This window comes from Streptomyces sp. NBC_01426, assembly GCF_036231985.1.
Classification (GTDB): Bacteria; Actinomycetota; Actinomycetes; order Streptomycetales; family Streptomycetaceae; genus Streptomyces.
Genome location: NZ_CP109500.1, coordinates 3,008,407 through 3,031,788 on the forward strand (window position 1 = coordinate 3,008,407; position 23,382 = coordinate 3,031,788).

The window sequence follows — 23,382 nt, forward strand, 5'->3', positions numbered from 1 at the left end:
CTCCCTCCTGCTGATCGTTGGATCAGGGTAGGCGCACAAAGGTGACGAGAAGCGGAATTCAGGAGGTCAGCCAGGCACGGAGTCGTTCCTCGCAGTGCAGGATCGCCTTCGTCTCGACCCGCTCGTCGACCTTGTGGGCCAGCAGCGCGTCGCCCGGGCCGTAGTTGACCGCGGGGACGCCGAGGGCGCTGAAGCGGGACACGTCCGTCCAGCCGAACTTGGGCATGGCCCGGCCGCCGACGGCCTCCATGAACGCCGCGGCCGCCGGGTGGGCGAGGCCGGGGAGGGCGCCGCCGGAGGAGTCGTCGACCACGAACTCGGCGATGTCGCAGTGCGCGAAGACCTCCTTGACGTGGGCCAGGGCCTCCGCCTCGTCCCGATCGGGGGCGTAGCGGAAGTTGACCGTCACCGTGCAGGAGTCCGGGATGACGTTGTTGGCGACGCCGCCCTCGATGCGGACCGCGTTGAGGCCCTCGTGGTACTCCAGGCCGTCGATGACGGGCTTGCGGGGTTCGTACGCGGCCAGCGTGGCGAGGATCGGGCCCGCGCCGTGGATGGCGTTGGAGCCCATCCAACTGCGCGCCGAGTGGGCGCGTTCGCCGCTGGTGCGCAGCAGGACCCGCAGGGTGCCCTGGCAGCCGCCCTCGACCTCGGCGTTGGAGGGTTCGAGCAGGACCGCGAAGTCGCCGACGAGCCAGTCGGGGTGGGCCTCGGCGACCTTGCCCAGGCCGTTGAGGTCGGCGGCGACCTCCTCCTGGTCGTAGAAGACGAAGGTGAGGTCCCGGTTCGGCTCGGGCACGGTGGCCGCGATGCGCAGTTGCACGGCGACGCCGGACTTCATGTCGGTGGTGCCGCAGCCCCACAGGACGTCGTTCTCGTCCAGTCGGGACGGGACGTTGTCGGCGATCGGCACGGTGTCGAGGTGCCCGGCGAGCACGACGCGTTCGCCGCGACCGAGGTGGGTGCGGGCGACGACGTTGTTGCCGAAGCGGTCGACGGTGAGGTGCGGGAGGCCGCGCAGCGCGTGTTCCACGAGGTCGGCGAGTACCTTCTCGTCGCCGCTCACGGAAGGGATGTCGACGAGCCGGGCGGTCAGCTCGGCAGCGTCCAGGGTGAGGTCCAGCTCGGATGGGGACATGGAACCGACCCTAGCGCCCGGGTCGCCGCGGGGCCCGGTCCGTCCGTCGGGTGGACGCGTCCCGAAGGGCTCCCCGAGGGCCCGCCTCGAAGTCCGTTCCGAAGTCGGGGGACTCGTCAGGGGAGCCCGTCACCCGCCTCAAGTACGGTGGGCCGCGTGTCCCGCACCGATCATCCCCGTCCGCGTCGCCGTCGGCCTTGGCCCAAGGTCGCCGGCCTGCTCGTGCTGCTCGCGCTCGGCGGCTACCTCGTCGTCCAGTACGAGTCGACCGGCGGTGACGGTCCCCCGTACTGCACGGCCCGGACCTCGGGGGCGGGCGGCGACGACGGGTCGGGCCAGTCCTACGAGTTGTCCCCGGAGCAGGCGGCGAACGCATCGACGATAGCCGCCGTCGGCATCGCGAAGGGGCTTCCGGAGCGGGCGGTGACGATCGCGCTGGCGACCGCGATGCAGGAGTCGGCGCTGCGCAATCTGGACCACGGCGACCGGGACTCGCTCGGGCTGTTCCAGCAGCGGCCCTCGCAGGGCTGGGGCACCGCGGCGCAGATCATGGACCCGGTGTACTCGGCGGGCATCTTCTACGACCGGCTCGCCGAGGTGAAGGGGTACTCGCGGCTCCCCCTGACGGTGGCCGCGCAGAAGGTGCAGCTCAGTGGTTTCCCGCAGGCGTACGCGAAGCACGAGCCGGACGCGGTCGTGCTGACCGCGGCGTTCGGCGGCGAGGGCTCGGTGGACTGCGGCGGTCCCGCTCCCACCGCGCCGGGCGATCCGGAGCGGGTGCGGACGGAGCTGACGCGGATCTTCGGCAAGCAGATGCGGCTCGACGCCCGCGCCGAGCCGGCGACCGCCGGGGAATCCGGTCCGGTCGGGCAGAGCGAGGTCGCGGTCGCGCCGACGCGCGGCACCGACGAGGCCGAGCGGCGGCGCAACCGGCTGGTGGCGCAGTGGGCGGTGGCGCACGCGCGCGACATGGGCATCGCGCGGGTGTCGTACGCCCCGGGGAGCTGGGTCGCGGGCGAGTCCGACGGCCGGTGGCGGGCGAAGGGCGGGACGGGGGCCGGGGGTGGGGCCGACGATGCGCCCGCCGCGGGCTCCGACGGGGTGCGGATCTTCCTGGCGCGCTGAGGAGGTCCGTCGAACGCCACGACGCGAGGCCGGTCGAAGGCGGCGCGACCGGGGGCTCGTTCACCGGCTCGTTCACGGCCTCGATCACGGGCTCGTTCGGGCGTGCGGGACGTCCCTCGTACGGGGGTGACCGGTTCGGGGGGCCTCAGGGGGTCCGGTCGGACGGAACGCCTGGTGGGCGCGTGTCCGGTGCGCTTTTCCCGGAAGCCGATTAAACGATGCGTTACTGATCCTTTACCCGACGCGTCCGCAACTTCGCCCGCCCCACGAGCGGTTGTACACGGCGTACTCAGCCGCTACCGCTTAGGAGCAACATGTCCCTCCCCCTGACCCGTCGGATCGCCCGTGCCGCGCTGCTCCTCGCAGCCGGCGCAGCTCCCGTGGTCGGTGCGGCCGGCGCGGCCAGTGCCGCGGGCCTGGAGTCCGTGCCGCAACTGGGCGCGCTCACCGCGCCGGACGCCGCCGCCGGCGCGGGCGACACCGCCGCGACGGCCACGGACGCCGTGACGAAGGCCGCCCCGGCCGAACTCACCGGTGCGGCCGGCCCGCTGCTGGCCGGCCTGCCGACCTCGGGGCTGCCGACCTCGGGGCTGCCGACCGAGGCCCTGCCGACCGACGCGCTGCCCACCTCCGGGCTGCCCTCGGCCGAGACCCTCCCGCTGGGCGGCCTGCCGCTGGCCGGCGGTCTGGGCGGCTGACCACCGCGCGGACGAGGAACACCGAGGGGCCGGGAGCACGAACTCCCGGCCCCTCGGGCTGTCCGCGGTGCCCCGCGGGCCGCTCCCGGCTCAGCCGAGGCGCTTGACCGCGGCCTCGACCCGCTCGTCGGTGGCGGTGACGGCGACGCGGACGAAGTTCGCGCCGGCCTCCCCGTAGAAGTCGCCCGGGGCGACCAGGATGCCCAGCTCGGCGAGGTGGGCCACGGTCTGCCAGCAGGGCTCGTCACGGGTCGCCCACAGGTACAGGCCGGCCTCGCTGTGCTCGATGCGGAAGCCGTGCGCCTCCAGCGCGGTGCGCAGCGCGTCGCGGCGGGCCGCGTAGCGGGCGCGCTGCGCGGCGACGTGGGCGTCGTCGCCGAGGGCCGCGACCACGGCGTTCTGTACGGGGGCGGCGGTCATCATGCCGCCGTGCTTGCGGATCTCCAGCAGCTCGCCCAGCACCGCGGCGTCACCGGCGATGAAGGCGGCCCGGTACCCGGCGAGGTTGGACCGCTTGGAGAGCGAGTGGACGGCCACGATGCCCTCGTACGAGCCGCCGCACACGTCGTCGTGGAGGACCGAGACGGGGTCGGTGTCCCAGCCCAGTTCCAGGTAGCACTCGTCGCTGAACAGCAGGACGCCGTGCTCGCGCGCCCAGGCCACGATCCGGATCAGGTCCTCCTTGGGGATGACCTTGCCGGTGGGGTTGGACGGGGAGTTGAGCCACAGCAGCTTCACGCCGGCCGGGTCGAGTTCGGTCGGGTCGTCGTACACGACGGCCTCGGCGCCGCACAGGCGCGCGCCGACCTCGTACGTCGGGTAGGCGAGCCGGGGGTAGGCCACCTTGTCGCCCGTGCCGAGGCCCAGTTGGGTCGGCAGCCAGGCCACCAGTTCCTTGGAGCCGACCACCGGCAGCACGTTGCGGTGTCCGGCGGCGCTCGCGCCGAGGCGTCCGCGCAGCCATCCGGTGATCGCGTCGCGCAGCGCGACCGTGCCCCACACCGTCGGGTAGCCCGGGGAGTCCGCGGCCTCGATCAGGGCGCGCCGGATGACCTCGGGGACCGGGTCGACGGGCGTGCCGACCGACAGGTCGACGATCCCGTCCGCGTGGGCGACCGCCGTCGCCTTGTACGGCTCCAGCTTGTCCCAGGGGAAGGCGGGAAGACGGTCGGATACTGCGGCCACGGTGGTCTCTGCTTTCTGCTGGTACGGGGCGCCGCGTGCGGCCGGAACGACTCGGTCCCGTCGCGGCGGGCAGCCGAACGGGACCGAGGATGTACGCGCCTTGCCTGGACCGCCGTCGTCAGTGCGACGCGTTGATGTCCGCGGGCAGGGCGGCGACGAAGGGGTGATCGCGCTCGATCAGGCCCAGCTTCGAGGCACCACCGGGCGAACCGAGCTCGTCGAAGAACTCGACGTTCGCCTTGTAGTAGTCCTTCCACTCCTCGGGAGTGTCGTCCTCGTAGAAGATGGCCTCGACCGGGCAGACCGGCTCACACGCACCACAGTCGACGCACTCGTCCGGGTGGATGTACAAGGACCGCTGGCCCTCGTAGATGCAGTCGACGGGGCACTCTTCGATGCATGCCTTGTCCTTGACGTCGACACAAGGCTCCGCGATGACGTAGGTCACGCTCTCGTTCCTCCTCGGTAGGGCTTTCCATATCGCGCGGGAGCGCGGCGTCGTCGATGCCCGCACCTAGTATCTCCGTTCCCGGGCACGATCCGAACAGGAGGGGCGGACAGAGCTGTGGAAATCACTGCCGGTGGGCTGCTGGAGATCCGTATCACCGCTGCTGACGTGGGTAAACGAGTCTCTGTACGACGGGTGGAGGACGGGCGGAGCGGCTCCCCCTCGTTCACGGACACCATCGGGGTTCTCACATCCTGGAACGACGGTGTGCTCACGATCACACGCAAGGACGGCACGACCGTCCGCATCGCGGAATCCTCGCTGGTGGCGGGCAAGACGGTGCCCGCCGCGCCGGCCCGCCGCAGGGGTCCGGCGGCCTCCTTCGAGGAGCTCGCGCGGGTGACGGCGCGGGCCTGGCAGCCGCTGGAGAGCGAGCCGCTCGGCGAGTGGACGCTGCGTGCGGCCGGGGGCTTCACCCGGCGGGCCAACTCGGTGCTTCCGCTCGGTGACCCGGGGATACCCGTCCCGGAAGCACTCGCGCGGGTGACGTCCTGGTACGCGGAACGCGGACTTCCGGCGTATGTGCAGGCCGCGACGGGTGCCGCGGGGACGCAGGAGCTGCTGTGTGCGGAGCTGGAGCGGCTGGGGTGGGTCAACGAGGTCTCGGCGCAGGTGCGGATCGGGGCGCTCGCGCCGATCGCGGACGTGGACGCGGACGCGGACGTGTCGGACGTACGGCTGCTGCGCGCCCCGGACGAGCGGTGGCTGTCCCGCTACGGGAAGGTCCGCGACCCCGACCTGGCGCGGCGGATGCTGGTCGAGGGGCCCTCGGTGTGGTTCGCCGTGCTGGGCGGCGGCCGGGCGATCGGGCGGATGGTGGTGGACGGGCGCTGGGCCGGTTTCGGCGCGGTGGACGTCGATCCTGAGCACCGGCGGCAGGGCCTGGCCACGGCCGTGATGGCGGCGCTGTCCCGGCGGGCCCTGGAGGAGGGCGCCTCGGCGGCCTGGCTCCAGGTGGAGGCGGAGAACCCGGGCGCGCGGGCCCTGTACGACGGCCTGGGCTTCGCGACGCACCACGCCTACCACCACTTCCGGGCGGCGGCGTGAGTTCCGCGTCGCGGGCCCGGTTCGCGGAGGAGGCCCGCTCGGAACGGCCGGACCTGGCCCTGCTGTGCCTGCTGCTGGCGGCGGAGGCCGATCCCGACCTCGACGAGCGCGGTATCGACTGGGCGCAGATCGAGCTCGACAGGCTGGCGGGCATGCTGCCGTACGGCCTGCGCGGCGGGCGGGCGTGGGCCTCGGCCGTGACGGAGCTGCTGGGTGGCCGGCTGGGCTTCCACGGCACGCCGGCGGACTACGAACGGTTGTCGTCCTCCCTGCTGCACCAGGTGCTGCGGCGCCGCCGGGGCCTGCCGATCCTGCTGTCGGTGGTCTGGCTGGAGGTGGCGCGGCGGGCGGGCGCGCCGGTGTACGGGCTGGGCCTGCCGGGGCACTTCGTGGTGGGTTTCGGCGACCCGGAGGAGGGGGTGGTCGTGGACCCGTTCGCGGGGGGCGCCTCGCTGGGCGCCGGTCCCGCGGAGTCGGCCGCGGAGCCCAGGACTCCGGCGCGCACGTTGGACGTCGTGCTGCGGATCCTGAACAACATCCGGGCGTGGGCCTCGACCCGGCCGGAGCACTCGGCGGTCGCGCTGTGGGCGCTGGACCTGTCGCTGCTGCTGCCGTCGCACCCGGCGTCGCTGCGCTACGAGCGGGGGCGGTTGCTGGTGGAGCGGGGCGAGTTCGTGACGGGGGCGGTGGAGCTGGAGGCGTACGCGGAGGTGCTGGACGCGGTGGACGTGGGGGCGGCGGCCCGGATCCGCGCGGAGGCCGTGTCGGCCCGGGCCCTCCTGAACTGAGGACCGGACCGGGGGCCGATCAGAGCCAGCCCTTCTCGCGGGCCGTGCGGATGGCTTCGGCGCGGTTGCGGGCGGCGAGCTTCTGGATCGCCGTCGAGAGGTAGTTCCGCACGGTGCCCGGGGACAGGTGCAGGCGCTCGGCCAGTTCCGCGTTGGTCGCGCCGCGTTCCGCCGCCCGCAGGACCTCCCGCTCCCGGTCCGTCAGCGGGTTCGCGCCCTCCGCGAGGGCCGCCGCCGCCAGGGTGGGGTCGATGACGCGCTCCCCCGCCAGGACCCGGCGTACCGCGTCCGCCAACTGCGCGGCCGGCGCGTCCTTGACGAGGAACGCGGAGGCTCCCGCCTCCATCGCGCCGCGCAGGTAGCCGGGGCGGCCGAAGGTGGTGAGGACGACGATGCGCAGCCCGGGCAGGGCCGCCCGCAGCGCGGCCGCGGCCTCGATGCCCGTCATGCCGGGCATCTCGATGTCCAGCAGGGCGACGTTCACGTCGTGGGCGCGGGCCGCGGCCACCACCTCGTCGCCGCGCGCGACCTGGACGAGGACTTCGATGTCGGGTTCGAGGCCGAGCAGCGCGGCCAACGCCTCCCGGACCATGGACTGGTCCTCGGCGAGGAGGATCCTGATGGGCCGTGAGGTCATGGGGTCGATCCTAGTGCGGTCACAGCGCTAGGGGGACGCGGGCGAGCAGGCGGAAGCCGGTCTTGCCGGTGGGGCCGGCCGTGAGGCTGCCCCCGACCGCCTCCAGGCGTTCCGTCAGTCCGGTCAGGCCGTTGCCGGCCGCCGCGGGGCCGCCCGATCCGTCGTCGGAGACGCCCAGTTCGGCCACCGGGCCCGCCAGGGTCTGTCGGATGTCGAGGGTGACGACGCACCGGCGTGCCCCGCTGTGCCGGACCACGTTGGTCACGGCCTCGCGCAGCGACCAGGCGAGGGCCGATTCGACCTCCTCCGGGAGTTCCCGCGTCCACTCGACGGGCAGGTCCGCCTGGACGCCCGCCGCGACCAACGCGGTGCGGGCGCCTGCCAGTTCACCGGGGAGCGTGGGGCGCCGGTAGCCGTTCACGGCCTCCCGTACGTCGACCAGGGCCTGCCGGCTGACCTGCTCGATGTCCGCGACCTGTTGCGCGGCCGCCTCGGGCCGGTCCGGCAGCATCCGGCCCGCCAGCTCGCTCTTGAGCGTGATCAGCGACAGCGAGTGCCCGAGCAGGTCGTGCAGGTCGCGGGCCATGCGCAGCCGTTCCTCGTTGGCGGCGAGTTGGGCGACCGTGGCCCGGGCCTGGCGCAGCTCCATCGTCGTGCGGATCATGGCGCGGACGCCGATCATCGCGAACCCGCCCATCAGGGCCGGGATGAGCAGGCCGGCCAGGTACTGGTCCCCGTCCGGGACCGCCATCGCCGTCACGGCCAGCAGCGCGGTCGCGCCGGGAACGGTCCAGCGGGCGATCTCCCCGGGCAGGGCGGCCCCGGAGGAGATGGCCACGTAGACGAAGAGCACGAGCCATTCGCGGCCCAGGGTCAGGGACAGGACCATGGCCTGGGCGGCCAGGACGGACAGCGAGAGCAGGACCCGGCGGACCGGCATCTGCCGGGTGGTGCGCAGCACCAGGACCAGGTACCAGGCGACGAAGGCCGCGAGGCCCAGGCCGCCGAGCAGTCGGGCCCCGGGGCTGTGTCCGCCGCGGATCAGGTCGATGACGGGGGCGCTGAGGTAGAAGAGCCACAGGCTCGTCCACAGCAGCTTCACGGTCCGCTGCCGGCGGTTCTCCGGCCGCATTCCGATCCGGGGGCCGCCGACGCCCTGGATGTCTTCCCCGGCGGTCGGGTACCGGGCGTCCGTCTCGCTGGTCACGGTCACGCCTTCAGTGAGTCCTTGCGGTACAGCCAGGCGGCGGCACCGGTGAACAGTACGAAGTAGACCGCGAGGATCGCCACGTCCTTGGCGTGCGGCGCGCCGCCGAGTTCGATGGCCTGGCCCAGACCGGCGTAGGCGTGGGTGGGCAGCCACTCGCAGATGTTCCGCAGCCACTGCGGGAAGTTCGCGGTGGGCATCCACAGGCCGCCGAGGATCGACAGGCCGAAGTAGAAGAGCATCGTGATGGGTCGGACCGTGTCGCCACTGGCCAGGTAGCCGATGGCCACGCCGAGCGCGGCGAAGACCAGGCTGCCGGCCCAGATGGAGCCGGTCAGCGCCAGCCACTGCCACAGCTCGAACCGTACGCCCTTGACTCCGGCCGCGACCGCGAAGACGACCAGGATCGCGGGCAGCGAGAGGACGCCGGCACTGGCGGTCTTGGCGAGGACGTAGCCGCGGCCGGGCAGGGCGGTCAGCCGCAGTTGGCGGACCCAGCCCTTCTCGCGTTCCTTGGCGATGCGTTCGCTGTTGCCCATCAGGACGGCGGTCAGCGCGCCGAAGGAGGCCATGGCGACCATGTAGAAGGCGGGCATGGTCAGTTCGGTGCCCATGACCTTCGTGGTGCCGTCCAGGGTGCCGCCGAGCATCAGGAAGAGGGCGGCGGGATAGAGGACGGTGAAGAACAGGTACTTCTTGTTGCGCAGCGCGCGGGAGATTTCGAGCGTGACGAGTTTCATCGTTCCGTTGTTCAGCATGACGCGTCGGCCTCCTCGGCCTCGGTGAGGGCGAGGAAGGCCTGTTCGAGACCCAGCCCGGCGACTTCCAGGTTCCGGGGGTAGAGCCCCAGGGCGTAGACGGCGTGCACGGTCGCGTCGGCGTCGCGCGACTGGAGTCGGACGGTGTCGCCGTGGCGCTCGTAGGCGGTCAGGTGCGGGAGGGCGCGCAGCGCCGTCTCGTCGACCGGGCCGTCGGTGAGGTCGAAGGCGATCTTGCGGGCGCCCGCCTTGGCCTTGATCTCGGCGGCGGTGCCGTCGCCGAGCAGCCGGCCCTTGTTGAGGACGAGCACCCGGTCGGCTATCGCGTCCGCCTCTTCCAGGTAGTGGGTGGCGAACAGGACGGTGCGGCCCTGCGCGGCCTGCTCGCGCATCGTGGCCCAGAAGGCCTGGCGGGAGGTGACGTCCATGCCGGTGGTCGGCTCGTCGAGGACGATCAGGTCGTTGTGGCCGGCGGTGGCGAGGGCGAAGCGGACCCGCTGTTCCTGGCCGCCGGACAGCTTGTTGACGAGCCGGTCGGCGATGGAGTCGACCCCGGCGCGGGCGAGCACCTCGTCGACGGGGAGCGGGCGGGGGTGCAGCGCGCAGCCCAGCGCGACGACCTCGCGCACGGTGACGTCCTCCATCAGGCCGCCGCTCTGGAGCATCGCGCCGACCCGGCCGGCGGCGATGGCCTCGCGGGGGGTGGTGCCGAAGAGCCGTACGGCGCCGGAGTCGGCGGGGCGCAGGCCGAGCAGCAGGTCGAGGGTGGAGGACTTGCCGGCGCCGTTGGGGCCGAGGAGCGCGACGGTCTCGCCGGGGTGGAGCACGAGGGAGAGGCCGTCGACCGCGCGGACCGCGCCGTAGCTCTTGGTCACGTCCTCGAAGCTCACCACCGGGCCTGCGGGGGGTGTCGTGGCGGCGGCTGATTGCGTCGCGGTTGTCGTCGTCATGGCTCAAGGTTCGCCGGTCAGGGGGGTCGCACGGCAGTGTCGACGGTCGTGACACCGACATGACGGTTGTCATGTCGGGGGCATGACGGAGCCCCCGCCGGGATGCTCCGGCGGGGGCTCCGTCCTGCGATGTTCCCCTGTGTCCCGCTGTGGGTGGCGTTCCCGGGCGGGTCAGCTCGGGTTGGTGTCGATGACCACGATCCGCTCGGCGGGGGTCTTGCCGCGCAGGCCCTTGACGAGGGCGCCCGCGACGTCCTTCGGGGTGACGGCGGTCTTCGCGCCGGTGCCCCGGGTGATCAGGACGCCGTCGAACGTGGTCGTGTACGCCGCCTGGAGGGCTTCGAGGTCGTACTTCTCCACCAGGTGGCCGTCCACGGCCTGCATGCTGAGGATCTTGGGCAGCGACCGCTGGCCGAAGGCGATGGACTTGGTGCCCGCCTTGACGGTGACGATGCCGGACATCGCCGGTTCGGCGAACTCCTTCATCGCCCGGTCCAGTTCGGCCTTGCCGATGACCGGCTCCTTGGTGACGGAGGGCAGTTCGACGGGCTTGGCCTCGCCGGTGGCGACCAGTTCGCGGAAGGCCTCGGTGACCTGCTCCACGGAGCTGTCCACGTCGAGGGTGGTGCCGGCCTTGCCGGGGACGGCGACGGCCTTGCCCGTGTCGAACGTGATGGTGCCCTCGGTGGCCGAGCCCGCGGTGCCGGCCAGCTCCGCGAGGGCGACCCGCAGCTTCTCCTCGTCCACCGGCATGACGGCGTCGGCCCGGCGCTCGTTGCCGAGGAGGGAGCCGATGACCGTGATCGGGTTGTAGTCGCTGCCCGACGCGTTGCGGACGGTCGTCTGGCTGTCGAGGGTCAGGCCGGCCTTGTCGGGCTTGAGCTCGACCTGCTTGCCGCCGACGGTGAGGCGCAGCGGGGCGCTCGCGCGGCTGCCGAAGGCCGTCTCGACCTTGTTGACGGCGTCGTCGCGGGTACCGCCGATGTCCACGCCGAGGACGGTGGTGCCCTTGGGGACGTCGGAGTGGTTCAGCAGCAGACCCGCGCCGTAGGCCACGCATCCGAGGGCGATGAGGCCGCCGGCGATGATGACCAGCTTGGAGCGGGGCTTCTTCGAGGGCGCCGCCGGGGCCTTGGGGGCCGGTCGGTTCTGCTTCGGCGGCTGCGCCGCGGGGGTCGGGACGACCGGCCCGGACCCGGGGCCGCCGGGGCCGCCGGGGCCGGGCCCGCCGGACATCGGGGCGCCGGACATCGGGCCGCCGACCGGCCCGCCGGGCATCGGCGAACCGGGCATGGGCCCGCCGGGCATCGGCGAACCGGGCATGGGCGAACCGGGTCGCGGGCCTCCGGACATGGGTGCTCCGGGCATCGGACCACCGGGCATCGGCGCGCCGGGGCGCGGACCACCGGGCATCGGGGCGCCCGGCATCGGGCCACCGGCCGGCGGGGCCTCCGGTCCGGGCCAGCGCGGAGCCTCGGCGCCGCCCATGGGCACGGAGCCCATGGCGGGGCCACCGGTGGGTCCGGCCGGGCCGGTGGGCTCGGTGAAGGCGGGGAAGGCCTCGGTGACGGGGCCGTTGTCGTACTCCTGGTAGCCCTGGGGGGCTCCACCGCCGGCGCGGGGCGGGAAGCCGCCGCCCTGGCCGCCGGGCGCGGGGGCGTTCCCGCGCGGACCCGGGGGCGGTGGGGCGAAGCCGCCGCCCGCCGGGGGCGGGGTGGGGCCGGCCGGCGCGGAGCCCTGGCCGGCGCTCGGCGGTCCCGCCGGGGCGCCGCCGTTGCCGGGCGGGGGCGGCGGGGTCGACTTGCGCGGTGCGAACCAGTTGCTGGCCGGCTCCTCCGAACCCCCCGAGGAGGGTGGGGCCGACTGCGCGGGGCGCACGGGCAGGGGCGCCGGGGCGGGGGCCGGCGCGGGCGGCGGGGCGGACTCGCCGGCTCCCGGCGCGGCCTGCTCGGCGTCGCCCTCGGCGTCCTTCACGGGCTTGCGTACGACGACGGGCGGGATCGGACGCGAACCCGGGATGTTGATCCGGATCCGGGTCGTCAGGGTGGTCTCGGTCTTCGGCCCGTCGGAGTCGGGCGTGGACGGCTTCGAAGTCACAGAGTTCTCCTCCGGGGTGGTCGCCGCAGCGTCCGTGGACGGATACTGGCCGGTTCCATACGGCGGCGTACCCGAGGGGTAGGCGGCTCCACCGCGCCCTTGGGGCCCGGGGGACGAACTGTCAGTTTCACGGCTCAAGGCAGGTTCTCCCGGTTGGCTCCGCCGCCCGTCATACCGTGCGCGGGCAGCTCGGCGGCCCGTCCACCATACTGGCCGTCGCCCGGGCGCAACTGTTCGCCGGGAATCGGGGATTCCCCTTGACCCGCTCCGAGAGGGTACTCAACGATCCGTCAAACCCCCTCAAGCCCTCCCCGATCGCATTCCGTCCGTGCTCAACGACACGTCACGGGCGGGGCTTCGCGGCCGAAACCGGCCGGTCGACCGGGCCGTGCATCGTGGCACAGATCACAGCGATCACGGTCCCGCCCAAAAGGTACGCGTACATGCCGATTCCGGACGAACCGAGCAGGAAGTCCCCTTCGGGGCGCGGCAGGCTGAGGAGCACGTAGGCCAGGAACCAGCCGATCACCGCGGCGCCCACGCCGATGCCGGTCCCGGTGAGGAGCCGGCCCGCGAGGAACACGCCGAAGAGTGCCGCCAGCGCGAGCAGCAGTCCGCCCGGGAACCAGAGGCCCACGACGAGCCAGCCCGCCGCGCCGGCCACCGCGCCGGCGACGAGCAGGCCGAGCAGGGCGGCGATCCGGCCGGGGGTCCAGGTGGTGGTCATGCCGACACCCCCGCGAAGAGGTCCCGCTCGCGTTCGCCGGCCGGCGCTCCGGGCTCGCCGACGACGAGTTCGTAGTACTCGCGGGCGAACAGCGGCTGGGCCAGGTCGTTCGACAGCGCGAAGAAGGGCCCGTCCACGGCGACCTGGGTGGCGTGCGCGCGCATCGCGGCGGCCTTGGCGGCGACGAACGCCTCGCCGTCGGCCCCGTCGCCGATCTCGGCGGTGATCCGCTCGTCGGCGACGACTCCGGGCACGTCGTCCGGTGCGGCGAGCCCGGGGAAGGGCGCCTTGCCGCCGGCCGCGCGCAGTCGGACGAAGCCCTCCTCGACCACCGAGCGCGGCACCCGGTTCCAGTAGATCTTCCCGATCGTGTGCGCCGCGCCGAGATCGCGTCGGTACGCGCCCTCCGCGGCGAGTTCCGCGGCGCGCGTGGCGACGCGGTGGGCCTGGATGTGGTCGGGGTGTCCGTAGCCGCCGTCGGGGTCGTAGGTGACGAGGACCTGCGGGCGCAGCTCCCGGATGACCTCGACGAGGTACGCGGCGGCCTCGTCCACGTCGGCGGACCAGAAGGCGCCGGGCCGGTGGTTCTGCTCGGCGCCCATCATCCCGGAGTCGCGGAAGCGACCGGGGCCGCCGAGGAACCGGTGGTCGGTGACGCCCAGTTCCCCCATGGCCGCGGCGAGCTCGCCGATCCGGTGGGGGCCCAGGGTGTCGTCGCGGTCGGCGGCGAGATGGGCGAGGTCGGGCGGGATGACCTCGCCCTCCTCGCCCAGCGTGCAGGTCACCAGGGCGACGTGGGCGCCCTCGGCCGCGTACTTGGCCATGGTGACGCCGTTGTTGATGGACTCGTCGTCCGGGTGCGCGTGCACGAGGAGCAGACGACGAGCGGGGAGACCGTTCATGGGGTCAGCCTACGAGCTGAGTCCTAGAACTTGAGGCCACTGATCATGCTGGCCACGTTGGACGTCAGTTGGCTGAGCGTCGGCGCGATGGTCGAACTCGCCAGATAGAAGCCGAGCAGCACACACACGAGGGCGTGTCCTGCCTTCAGTCCCGACCTCCGAACCAGCAGGAAGACGACGATCGCCAGCAGCACCACGGCCGAGATCGAGAGTGCCACGGCGTTTCACCTCCACGTCGAGCGGACATCGGTACGCGAACTCGTGCTCGGCAGACTCATACCCACCGTGCGCTACGGATCATAACTATCCGTACCAGCGCATCGATCGAATTCCGGCAGCACAAGGGGCGCACGCCGCGCATGCGCAGGGTCACGGGGGAGGCCGGCCGGGGAGGCTGTACGCCTCCCCGGCCGGCTGTCGGCACCCGCACGGCCGCACCCGACTCAGGCTGCCCGGTTCACATCTCGGGCCAGAAACGGTCAAGTTGCCACGAGGTAAACCGAGTTGTCGTTACCCAGGGCCAGGCTCTGCGCATATGCGGGGGTGGCTGGAAATGATCGACGGGCGAGCGTCCCCGCGCCCGCCGACCCGGCGGCTACTCCTTGGACGGCGGGTCCCAGGCCTGGGGGTCCGAGACCTGCGGGCCTGTGCCCGGCGGGTCCGAGGCCTGTGGGCCGGCGGGCGTCGGATCCGGCGGCGGCGGGAGTTCGCCCGGTCCCGGGACCACCCGCTTCTCGGCCGCGAAGTGGCAGGCCGACGGGTGCGCCGCCGGGCCGGACGGGAAGACCTGCGGGATCGCGAGCAGCGGCACCTCTGCCGCGCACCGTGCCTGGGCCTTCCAGCAGCGGGTGCGGAAGCGGCAGCCCGAGGGCGGATCGGCCGGGGACGGGACGTCGCCGGTGAGGATGATCCGGTCCCGGTGGGAGCGGGCGTCCGGGTCGGGGACGGGCACGGCCGACAGCAGGGCCTGGGTGTACGGGTGGGTCGGGTGGTCGTAGATCTGGATGTCGCTGCCGATCTCGACGATCCGGCCCAGGTACATCACGCCGACCCGGTCGGAGATGTGCCGCACGATCGAGAGGTCGTGCGCGATGAACACGTAGGACAGCCTGAACTCGTCCTGGAGGCGGGCCAGCAGGTTGACGACCTGCGCCTGGACGGAGACGTCGAGCGCGGAGACCGGTTCGTCGGCGACGATGATCTCGGGGCGCAGGGCCAGACCGCGGGCGATGCCGATGCGCTGGCGCTGGCCGCCGGAGAACTGGTGCGGGTAGCGGTTGATGTACTCCGGGTTCAGGCCGACCACGTCCAACAGGTCCTGGACCTTGCGGCGCCGGTCGCCCTTGGGGGCCACCTCGGGATGGATCTCGTACGGTTCGCCGATGATGTCGCCGACCGTCATGCGCGGGTTCAGCGAGGTGTACGGGTCCTGGAACACCATCTGGATGTTGCGTCGGACGGCCTTCAGGGCCCGCCCGGACAGCATGGTGATGTCCTCGCCCTTGTAGGAGATGGCCCCCGAGGTCGGGCGTTCCAGGTTGACCAGCATCTTCGCGACGGTGGACTTGCCGCAGCCCGACTCCCCGACGATGCCGAGCGTCTCGCCGGCGGCGAGGTCGAAGGAGACGCCGTCGACGGCCTTGACGGCGCCGATCCTCTTCTTGAAGAGGACGCCCCGGGTCAGCGGGTAGTGCTTGACCAGGTCCCGCACTTCCAGGATGGGTTCAGGCACCGATGCACTCCTTCCAGAAGAAGCACGCGCTGGTGCGGTCCGGGGCGACGTCGGCGAGCGGCGGCACCTCGGCCCGGCAGGCCGGCCGGGCCATCGGGCAGCGGGGGTTGAAGGCGCAACCGGGCGGGATGGCGAGCAGGTTGGGCGGCAGCCCCTTGATCGCGTAGAGCTCCTGGCCCTTCTGGTCCAGGCGCGGGATCGAGTCCAGCAGGCCGCGGGTGTACGGGTGCGCGGGGCGCCGGTAGATCTCGTGGACGGGGGCCGCCTCGACGATCCGGCCCGCATACATGACGGCGATCTTGTCGGCGACGTCGGCGACGACGCCGAGGTCGTGGGTGATCAGGATGAGGCCCATGTTCAGCTCGCGCTGGAGCTCGGCGAGCAGGTCCATGACCTGGGCCTGGACGGTGACGTCCAGGGCGGTGGTCGGCTCGTCGGCGATGATCAGGGAGGGTTCGAGGGCCAGCGCCATCGCGATCATGATGCGTTGGCGCATGCCGCCGGAGAACTGGTGCGGGTAGTCCCCCACCCGCTGCCGGGCGGCGGGGATCCGCACCCGGTCCATCAGCTCGATCGCTCTGGCCTTGGCGTCCTTGCGGGACATCCCGCGGTGGACCTCGTACATCTCGCCGAGCTGCGCGCCCACGCTGAGGACGGGGTTCAGGGAGGACAGGGCGTCCTGGAAGATCATGGCCATCTCGGCGCCGCGGATCTTCCGGCGTGCCTCCTCCTTGGTCTTCAGGAGGTCCTTGCCCTTGAACAGGATCTCGCCGTGGGAGATCCTGCCCGGCGGCACGTCCAGGATGCCCATGACGGCCTGGGCGGTGACGGACTTGCCGGAGCCGGACTCGCCGAGCACGGCGAGGGTCTCGCCCTCGTCGACCGAGTAGCTGACGCCGTTGACGGCCTTGGCGACTCCGTCCCGCGTGTGGAACTCCACGTGGAGGTCGCGGACTTCGAGCAGCATGGTGCCCACTCCTCAGCGCAGCTTGGGGTCGAGGGCGTCGCGCACCGCGTCGCCGAGCATGATGAAGGCGAGCACGGTGATGCTCAGCGCGCCGGCCGGATAGAGCAGCATGTGCGGGGCGTTGCGGATCTGGGAGGCGGCGTTGGAGATGTCGATCCCCCAGGAGACCGTCGGGGGGCGCAGGCCGACGCCGAGGAACGACAGGGTGGCCTCCAGGGCGATGTAGGTGCCCAGGGCGATGGTGGCGACGACGATGACGGGCGCGACGGCGTTGGGCGCCACGTGCCGCAGCATCATCCGGCCGTTGCCGGCGCCGAGGGCGCGGGCGGCCTGGACGTAGTCGTTCTGTTTGGCGGTGATCACCGAGCCGCGGGCGATGCGGGCGATCTGCGGCCAGCCGAGCAGCACGATGAAGCCGACCACGGGCCAGACGGTGGTGCTGGTGACCACGGACAGGAAGACCAGGCCGCCGAGGACGACCGGGATGCCGAAGAAGATGTCCGCGACCCGGGAGAGCAGCGAGTCGCCCCAGCCGCCGAAGAAGCCGGCGAGCCCGCCGAGCAGGGAGCCGAGCAGGGCGGCTCCGAGGGTGGCGCAGATGCCGACCGTGATGGAGGCGCGGGCCCCGTAGACGGTGCGGGTGTAGACGTCGCAGCCCTGGGTGTCGTAGCCGAAGGGGTGGCCGGGCGAGGCGCCCTGTTGGGACTTCGACAGTTCGCAGTGCAGCGGGTCGCCGCTCGCGATGAGCTGCGGCCAGATCGAGATGATCACGAGGAAGAGGATCAGCAGCGAGGAGACGATGAAGACGGGGTTGCGACGCAGCTGGTACCAGGCGTCGGACCACAGGGAGCGGGCCTTCTCCCCCGGGCCGGAGGGTGCGTCGCCGAGGGGCTTCTCCAGGCTCTCGGCTTCCTCCAGCGCGAGATCCATGGGTCCGCCCTGTCCGGTCGGGGCGATGGCTTCCCCCTCTCCGGGTTGCAGCGGGTCGTAGGCGGCGTGGTCCGGCTCATGCATAACGGATCCTCGGGTCCAGGACCGCGTAGAGCAGGTCGACGAGCAGGTTCGCCAGGAGGAAGACGATGACGAGGATGGTCACGAAGCCGACCACCGTCGGGGAGTTGTTGCGCAGGATGCCCTGGTAGAGCTGGTAGCCGACGCCGTGGATGTTGAAGATCCGCTCGGTGACGATGGCGCCGCCCATGAGGGCGCCGATGTCGGTGCCGATGAAGGTGACCACGGGGATCAGCGAGTTGCGCAGCAGGTGCCGGGTGATGACCCGGCGGCGCGGCAGTCCCTTGGCGACTGCGGTGCGGACGTAGTCGGCCTTGACGTTCTCCGCGATGGAGGTGCGCGAGAGCCGGGTGACGTACGCGAGGGAGACCAGCGCGAGCACGATGCCGGGAAGGATCAGCTCCCCGAAGGCGACCTCCCCGGAGACGGTGGGCCGGACCCAGCCCCATTTGACGCCGAAGAGGAACTGGAGCAGGTATCCCGTCACGAAGGTGGGCACCGAGATCACGACGAGGGTGAGCACCAGCACGGTGGTGTCGATGGTCCGGCCCCGGCGCAGGCCGCTGATCACGCCGAGGGTGATCCCGACGATGACCTCGAAGACGATGGCGACCATGGTCAGGCGCAGGGTCACGGGGAAGGCCGACGCCATCAGTTCGGTGACGGGCTGGCCGTTGAAGGCGGTGCCGAAGTCGCCCTGGAAGATCTGCCCCATGTAGTGCAGGTACTGCTTCCACAGGGGCTGGTCGAGGTAGAGGTCCTTGCGGATGCGCGCGGCGGTGGCGGGGTCGGGCGCCTTGTCGCCGAAGAGGGCGGCGACCGGGTCGCCCAGCGCGTACACCATGAAGAAGATCAGGAACGTGCTGCCGATGAACACGGGGATCATCTGGAGCAGCCGCCGGATCACGTAGCGTCCCAAGGAGTGCTCCGGGGGGTCGGTGGGCCTTCCGGCACCGAGGGGGTGCCGGAAGGCGCGGGATCCGTGTGGGGGTCAGCTGACCTTGATCGCGTTGTAGACCGGGACGCTGAACTGGTTGAGGGCCACGTCGGAGATCCGCTCGGAGTGGCCGGCGCTGCCGTTCTGGTACCAGAGCGGGATGGCGGGCATCTGCTCGGCGAGGATCTTCTCGGCGTCCTGGAAGGTCGCCGTGGCCTTGGCCGTGTCGCTCTCCTGGTTGGCCTGGTCGACGAGCTTGTCGAACTCCGGGTTGGAGAACTTCCCGTAGTTGGAGGAGGCGCCGGTGTAGTACAGCGGCTCCAGGAAGTTCTGGATGAGCGGGTAGTCGGCCTGCCAGCCCGAGCGGAAGGGGCCGGTGAGCTTGAAGGCGCTCTGCTGGTTGCGGAAGTCCGCGAAGGTGCCGACCGGGTTGACCGTGCAGACCGGGCCCTCGCCGAGGGCGTTGTTGATGCTGTTGCAGACGGCGTCCATCCAGTCGCGGTGCGAACCGGTGTCCACGTTGGAGGTGAGCGTCATCTTGCCGCCGGGCAGGCCGCCGCCCTCCTGGATGAGCTTCTTGGCCTCGGTGGGGTTGAAGACGCAGGCGTCGCCGCAGAGGGTGGCGTTGAAACCGCCGTCCTCGCCGAGGGCCGGGGAGGTCCAGTCCTTGGCCGGGGTGCGGGTGTCACGGAAGATCTGCTTGGTGATCTCGTCGCGGTTGATCGCCATCGAGATGCCCCGGCGGACCTTCTCCGTGCCCTCCTTGCCCCACTGCGGGTCGTACAGCGGGAAGGTGAGGGTCTGGATGATCAGCGCGGGCTGGTTGATGTACCGGTCGCCGAGGTCGTTGGCGACGTTCTTCAGCTGCTGCGCGGGGATGTCGTCGACCAGGTCGAGGTTCCCGGAGATCAGGTCCGTGTAGGCGGTGTTGTTGTCGGTGTAGACCTTGAGGTCCACTCCGCCGTTCTGCGCCTTGTCCTCACCGGTGTACCCGTCCCACTTGCGCAGGTTCATCGCGGTGCCCTTGGTGTACGAGTCCACCGTGTAGGGGCCGTTGCCGATCGGCTTGGAGAGCCAGCCGGTGTGGTCGGTGAAGAAGGCCTTGGGCAGCGGGGAGAACGCCTGGTAGCCGAGGGTCTCGGGCCAGGTGGAGAACTTCGACTTCAGGGCGACCGTGAAGGTCTTGGCGTCCTTGACGACCAGTCCGGACATCGTCTTGGCCTTGGGTTCGCCGGAGGTCGGGTGCAGGTTCTCGTAGCCGACGATGTCGGAGAAGAACGGCGAGTTGTTCTGCTTGTTGCGCACGTCGGCCGCGTAGTTCCAGGCGTCGACGAAGGACTGCGCGGTGACCGGCTCGTCGTTGCTGAACTTCCAGCCGTCCTTCAGGGTGATCGTGAAGTTCTGACTGTCCGTCGTGTCGATCTTCTCGGCGACCATGTTGACGGCGGCGCCGGTCTTCGGGTCGTAGCGCTTGAGGCCCCGGAAGATCATGTCGAGGACCTTGCCGCCCTGCACCTCGTTGGTGTTGGCGGGCTCCAGCGGGTTCTGCGGGTCACCCCACGAGGAGCTGACGATCCCCGCCTCGCCTCCGCCGCCGTCGCTTCCGCCGCCGCCGCAGGCCGTCGCCGCGAGGGCGACGGCCACCGCACAAGCGGCCCACTTGGCGTGGGTGGCTCCGCGCATGGAGTGCCTCCTAGGGATCCCAAGTCTCACTTAGGGGCCAATGTCACCCTATGAGGGGTCCCATACACCTCCGGTTGGACCGATTGCACCCTCGCGTCACCCGCCTGTCACCCCTGCGAGTGCAAAGGCAGCTCCCATGTGTCCACGGCGTAGTGCAGGCCCATTCCGTGCGCCTCGTACAGCGCCAGTGCGCCGCTCTCGTTGTGGGTGTCCACGCCCAGTCCCACGGTGTCCCGGCCTCGTTCGGCGTAGGCGGCGAAGGCGCGGCGCAGCAGGAAACCGCCGATGCCCCGGCCGCGGACGTCCTCGCGCACGCCGATGTGGCTGATCCAGCCCATGCTGATGCGGTCGTCGCGGGTGAGCAGGACGGCCACGTCGCCCCGCTCGGGCAGGGCGGCGATCCAGACCAGGGACCAGTCGAGCCGACGGGCGTCGAGGTGGTCGAGCCAGGGTTCGTAGGCGCGCCGCACGTGCCCGTAGTGCGTCGCGAACGTCTCCTCGACCAGGGCGTGGGCCCGGCGGGGGTCGGCCGCGTCGGCGGCGCAGTGACGCAGGGTCAGCCCGCCCGGGGGCCGCGGCGCCCGGTCGCGGGCGGCGTCGAGCCGACGGGTCATCACCTGGTAGCGGCGTACGGAGCGGTAGCCGCGGCGGGTCAGGAGACCCGGGTCGAGGGTGGGCTTCACGTTGAGCTGGAGCCGCAGCGCGGCGGCGCGGGTCGCGCCGGCCAGCCGGCGGGCCCGGACCTCCATCAGCTCCAGGAGCCGTACGGCGGCCTCGGGCTCGCCCGGCAGCACGTAGTGGTCGCCGTCGACCCGACCCGGTGCGGCGTCGGCCCAGACCAGCGCGTAGGCGACGAGCCGGCCGGCCCGGAAAGCACACCAGGAGTCCCTCGCCAGGTCCACGCCGGGGTGGTGCAGGTCGGCCTTGACCGTGCCGAGGTCCGTTTCCGGTCTGCCGATCTCGATGACGTCGACGGCGTTGAGCAGAGCGCAGATGTCGGACGCGTCCCCGGGCCCGGCGGGTCGGACGGTCAGCATGTCGGTCATCGGCCCACTGTCGGCGGCGGCGGGCCCCGAAGGCAACCGACTTCCGTGCCCACCACACGTCAGGGCGCCCGGTACCGGAAGGATCCGGTACCGGGCGCCCTGAACAGACCTGCGTCCCGCGGGAGATCAGACGGCCAGGACGGCCTTCTCCTCCGCGAAGTGGCACGCCGACTCGTGCGCGGCCAGCGTGTCCAGGCCCTTGAAGCGCTCCGGGATCGCCAGCAGCGGCTCCTCGGTGGCGCACTTCTCCTGGGCCTTCCAGCAGCGGGTGCGGAAGCGGCAGCCCGACGGCGGGTTGGCCGGGGACGGGACGTCGCCGGTGAGGATGATCCGCTCGCGACCCTCGCGGGCGTCCGGGTCGGGGACCGGGACGGCCGACAGCAGCGCCTGGGTGTAGGGGTGCGTCGGGTGCTCGTAGATCTGGCCGTCGCTGCCGATCTCGGCCATCTTGCCGAGGTACATGACGCCCACGCGGTCCGAGATGTGCCGGACGATCGACAGGTCGTGCGCGATGAAGACGTAGGACAGGTTGAACTCGTCCTGGAGCCTCTCCATCAGGTTGATGACCTGCGCCTGCACCGACACGTCGAGCGCGGAGACCGGCTCGTCGCAGATGATGATCTCCGGGTTGAGCGCGAGGCCGCGGGCGATGCCGATGCGCTGGCGCTGACCGCCGGAGAACTGGTGCGGGTACCGGTTGATGTACTCCGGGTTGAGGCCCACGACGTCCAGGAGTTCCTGGACCTTGCGGCGCCGGTCGCCCTTCGGGGCCACCTCGGGGTGGATGTCGAAGGGCTCCCCGATGATGTCGCCGACCGTCATGCGCGGGTTCAGCGAGGTGTACGGGTCCTGGAACACCATCTGGATGTTGCGTCGGACGGCCTTCAGGGCGCGCCCGGACAGCCTGGTGATGTCCTGGCCCTTGTAGAAGACCTCGCCCGCGGTGGCCTTCTCCAGGTTCATCAGGAGCTTGGCGACGGTGGACTTGCCACAGCCGGACTCGCCGACGATGCCGAGGGTCTCGCCACGGTAGAGGTCGAAGGAGACCCCGTCCACGGCCTTGACCGCTCCGACCTGCTTCTTGAACAGGATGCCCTGGGTCAGCGGGAAGTGCTTGACCAGGTTGCGCACCTGGAGGATCGGCTCGCGCTCGGGGGCGTTCTTGGTGAGCTCAGCCATGGATCTGCTCCTTCCAGAAGTGGCACGCGCTGCCGCGGCCGGGCAGCACGGCGCCGTCCTGCTCGGTCACCTGCTGCAGGGTCGGTACCTCGGTGCGGCAGATGTCCTGCGCCTTGGGGCAACGCGGGTTGAAGGCGCAGCCCGAGGGGATGTTCAGCAGGTTGGGCGGGAGGCCCTTGATCGCGTAGAGCTCCTGGCCCTTCTGGTCCAGGCGCGGGATCGAGTCCAGCAGGCCGCGGGTGTACGGGTGCGCCGGACGCTTGTAGATCTCGTGGACCGGGGCGTTCTCCACGATCCGACCGCCGTACATGACGGCGATCTTGTCCGCGACGTCGGCGACGACGCCGAGGTCGTGGGTGATCAGGATGAGGCCCATGTTCATCTCGCGCTGGAGTTCCGCGAGCAGGTCCATGACCTGGGCCTGGACCGTCACGTCGAGAGCCGTGGTGGGCTCGTCGGCGATGATCAGGTCGGGCTCCAGGGCCATCGCCATGGCGATCATGATGCGCTGGCGCATGCCGCCGGAGAACTGGTGCGGGTAGTCGCCCACGCGCGCCTTGGCGGCGGGGATCTTGACCCGGTCCATGAGCTCGACGGCCTTGGCCGTGGCGTCCTTCTTGGACATCCCGCGGTGGACGCGGAACATCTCGCCGAGCTGGGCGCCGACGGTGTGCACCGGGTTCAGCGAGGACAGCGCGTCCTGGAAGATCATGGCGATCTTCTGGCCGCGGACCTTGCGGAACTCCTCGGCGGGCAGCTTCAGCAGGTCGGTGCCCTGGAACAGGATCTCGCCGTGCGGGATCTTGCCCGGGGGCATGTCCAGGATGCCCATGATGGCCTGCGCCGTCACGGACTTGCCGGAGCCGGACTCGCCGAGGACGGCGAGGGTCTCGCCCGCGTTCACGGAGTACGAGACACCGTTCACGGCCTTGGCGACACCGTCGCGGGTGTGGAACTCGACGTGCAGGTCGCGCACTTCGAGAAGGGGGGTGCCCTCCGGCGCCGATCGGGGCGCGGGGACGTTCGAGGTCTTGTCGATGATGGTCAACGTACGCCCTTC

General features: G+C 71.6%; 23 protein-coding genes. 4 read left to right on the plus strand and 19 right to left on the minus strand.

The genetic code is table 11. From position 1 onward, the window contains the following. Positions 1-58 precede the first annotated feature (58 nt). Entirely contained in the window at positions 59-1,138 is a 1,080-nt protein-coding gene (gene dapE, locus OG906_RS13010) for a succinyl-diaminopimelate desuccinylase (protein ID WP_329442646.1), read from the minus strand. Positions 1,139-1,294: 156 nt separating this feature from the next. Here dapE and OG906_RS13015 point away from each other — a divergent pair, with 156 nt between their 5' ends. After that, positions 1,295-2,263 (plus strand): hypothetical protein, encoded by a 969-nt coding sequence (locus tag OG906_RS13015; RefSeq protein WP_329442648.1) that lies wholly within the window; start codon positions 1,295-1,297, stop codon positions 2,261-2,263. 314 nt (positions 2,264-2,577) lie between these two features. Then, the gene (locus OG906_RS13020; RefSeq protein WP_329442650.1) at positions 2,578-2,961 is read left to right on the plus strand and encodes an ATP-binding protein; all 384 of its coding nucleotides are present in this window, start codon (positions 2,578-2,580) and stop codon (positions 2,959-2,961) included. A gap of 90 nt (positions 2,962-3,051) precedes the next feature. Here the strand turns inward: OG906_RS13020 and dapC are convergent, their stop codons facing one another. Both dapC and fdxA read right to left on the minus strand, forming a co-directional pair. Then, complete coding sequence (dapC, locus tag OG906_RS13025) at positions 3,052-4,146, minus strand: succinyldiaminopimelate transaminase (protein ID WP_267800668.1); 1,095 nt, start codon at positions 4,144-4,146, stop codon at positions 3,052-3,054. Between the two features lie 118 nt (positions 4,147-4,264). Continuing rightward, a complete protein-coding gene (gene fdxA, locus OG906_RS13030; protein WP_267800667.1) occupies positions 4,265-4,594 on the minus strand; it encodes a ferredoxin in 330 nt (109 codons plus the stop codon). A 117-nt stretch (positions 4,595-4,711) separates the two neighbouring features. Here fdxA and OG906_RS13035 point away from each other — a divergent pair, with 117 nt between their 5' ends. Then, the gene (locus OG906_RS13035) at positions 4,712-5,701 is read left to right on the plus strand and encodes a GNAT family N-acetyltransferase (protein ID WP_329442654.1); all 990 of its coding nucleotides are present in this window, start codon (positions 4,712-4,714) and stop codon (positions 5,699-5,701) included. Then, a complete protein-coding gene (locus OG906_RS13040) occupies positions 5,698-6,489 on the plus strand; it encodes a transglutaminase-like domain-containing protein (RefSeq protein ID WP_329442656.1) in 792 nt (263 codons plus the stop codon). The genes OG906_RS13035 and OG906_RS13040 overlap by 4 nt, the downstream gene beginning before the upstream one ends. Before the next feature lie 19 nt (positions 6,490-6,508). Here OG906_RS13040 and OG906_RS13045 read toward each other — a convergent pair whose 3' ends face one another. The 16 genes from OG906_RS13045 to OG906_RS13120 form a co-directional block, all read right to left on the minus strand. Beyond that, positions 6,509-7,126, minus strand: a complete 618-nt coding sequence (locus OG906_RS13045; protein WP_267800664.1) for a response regulator transcription factor — start codon at positions 7,124-7,126, stop codon at positions 6,509-6,511. A 19-nt stretch (positions 7,127-7,145) separates the two neighbouring features. Further along, positions 7,146-8,258 (minus strand): sensor histidine kinase, encoded by a 1,113-nt coding sequence (locus OG906_RS13050; RefSeq protein ID WP_402300557.1) that lies wholly within the window; start codon positions 8,256-8,258, stop codon positions 7,146-7,148. A 77-nt stretch (positions 8,259-8,335) separates the two neighbouring features. Then, a complete protein-coding gene (locus OG906_RS13055; protein ID WP_329442658.1) occupies positions 8,336-9,091 on the minus strand; it encodes an ABC transporter permease in 756 nt (251 codons plus the stop codon). After that, positions 9,085-10,041 (minus strand): ABC transporter ATP-binding protein, encoded by a 957-nt coding sequence (locus tag OG906_RS13060; protein WP_329442660.1) that lies wholly within the window; start codon positions 10,039-10,041, stop codon positions 9,085-9,087. Before OG906_RS13060 ends, OG906_RS13055 begins: the two co-directional genes overlap by 7 nt. Positions 10,042-10,212: 171 nt before the next feature. Beyond that, positions 10,213-12,276: a hypothetical protein gene (locus tag OG906_RS13065; RefSeq protein WP_443067377.1), complete on the minus strand. Its 2,064-nt coding sequence runs from the start codon at positions 12,274-12,276 to the stop codon at positions 10,213-10,215. Positions 12,277-12,481: 205 nt separating this feature from the next. Beyond that, a complete protein-coding gene (locus OG906_RS13070; protein WP_329442664.1) occupies positions 12,482-12,865 on the minus strand; it encodes a DUF6113 family protein in 384 nt (127 codons plus the stop codon). Then, complete coding sequence (mshB, locus tag OG906_RS13075) at positions 12,862-13,767, minus strand: N-acetyl-1-D-myo-inositol-2-amino-2-deoxy-alpha-D-glucopyranoside deacetylase (RefSeq protein WP_329442666.1); 906 nt, start codon at positions 13,765-13,767, stop codon at positions 12,862-12,864. Before mshB ends, OG906_RS13070 begins: the two co-directional genes overlap by 4 nt. 23 nt (positions 13,768-13,790) lie before the next feature. Then, positions 13,791-13,985 carry a hypothetical protein gene (locus OG906_RS13080; protein WP_267802386.1) on the minus strand — a complete coding sequence of 65 codons (195 nt, stop codon included), beginning with the start codon at positions 13,983-13,985 and terminating at the stop codon, positions 13,791-13,793. Between the two features lie 377 nt (positions 13,986-14,362). After that, positions 14,363-15,499, minus strand: a complete 1,137-nt coding sequence (locus OG906_RS13085; protein ID WP_329442668.1) for an ABC transporter ATP-binding protein — start codon at positions 15,497-15,499, stop codon at positions 14,363-14,365. Then, positions 15,492-16,466 carry an ABC transporter ATP-binding protein gene (locus tag OG906_RS13090; protein ID WP_329442670.1) on the minus strand — a complete coding sequence of 325 codons (975 nt, stop codon included), beginning with the start codon at positions 16,464-16,466 and terminating at the stop codon, positions 15,492-15,494. The genes OG906_RS13085 and OG906_RS13090 overlap by 8 nt, the downstream gene beginning before the upstream one ends. A 12-nt stretch (positions 16,467-16,478) precedes the next feature. Next, positions 16,479-17,480 (minus strand): ABC transporter permease, encoded by a 1,002-nt coding sequence (locus tag OG906_RS13095; protein ID WP_267826858.1) that lies wholly within the window; start codon positions 17,478-17,480, stop codon positions 16,479-16,481. Next, the gene (locus OG906_RS13100; protein WP_329442675.1) at positions 17,473-18,396 is read right to left on the minus strand and encodes an ABC transporter permease; all 924 of its coding nucleotides are present in this window, start codon (positions 18,394-18,396) and stop codon (positions 17,473-17,475) included. The genes OG906_RS13095 and OG906_RS13100 overlap by 8 nt, the downstream gene beginning before the upstream one ends. Positions 18,397-18,468: 72 nt before the next feature. Beyond that, the gene (locus OG906_RS13105) at positions 18,469-20,097 is read right to left on the minus strand and encodes a peptide ABC transporter substrate-binding protein (protein WP_267802381.1); all 1,629 of its coding nucleotides are present in this window, start codon (positions 20,095-20,097) and stop codon (positions 18,469-18,471) included. Between the two features lie 107 nt (positions 20,098-20,204). Further along, on the minus strand, positions 20,205-21,143 hold the full coding sequence (locus tag OG906_RS13110; RefSeq protein ID WP_329442678.1) for a GNAT family N-acetyltransferase: 939 nt from the start codon (positions 21,141-21,143) through the stop codon (positions 20,205-20,207). Between the two features lie 126 nt (positions 21,144-21,269). Then, a complete protein-coding gene (locus OG906_RS13115) occupies positions 21,270-22,322 on the minus strand; it encodes an ABC transporter ATP-binding protein (RefSeq protein ID WP_329442680.1) in 1,053 nt (350 codons plus the stop codon). Next, complete coding sequence (locus OG906_RS13120; RefSeq protein ID WP_266949642.1) at positions 22,315-23,370, minus strand: ABC transporter ATP-binding protein; 1,056 nt, start codon at positions 23,368-23,370, stop codon at positions 22,315-22,317. The genes OG906_RS13115 and OG906_RS13120 overlap by 8 nt, the downstream gene beginning before the upstream one ends. Between the last annotated feature and the right edge of the window lie 12 nt (positions 23,371-23,382).